This is a genomic window from Stenotrophomonas sp. SrG (assembly GCF_050031795.1).
In the GTDB taxonomy this organism is placed as follows: domain Bacteria; phylum Pseudomonadota; class Gammaproteobacteria; order Xanthomonadales; family Xanthomonadaceae; genus Stenotrophomonas; species Stenotrophomonas rhizophila_A.
Window position 1 is genome coordinate 1 of sequence record NZ_JBNBBE010001228.1, and the last position, 237, is coordinate 237.

The following is a 237-nucleotide window of genomic DNA, read 5'->3' on the forward strand; positions in this document are numbered from 1 at the left end:
GTGCAGCACCACGAAGTGGCCACCGCCGGCCAGTGCGAAATCGGCACCAAGTTCAGCACCCTGGTGCCGAAGGCCGACGAACTGCTGCGCATGAAGCACGTCATCAAGAACGTCGCGCACCGCAATGGCAAGACCGCCACCATCATGCCCAAGCCGATCGTCGGCGACAACGGCCGCGGCATGCACGTGCACCAGTCGCTGTCCAAGGGCGGCACCACCCTGTGCTCCGGCGACGGA

1 pseudogene is annotated in these 237 nt (G+C 65.8%); it reads left to right on the forward strand.

Annotated features, from left to right (window positions below):
- A pseudogene (glnA, locus tag ACQG3P_RS23350) lies at window positions 1-237 on the forward strand (glutamine synthetase); the annotation flags it as partial.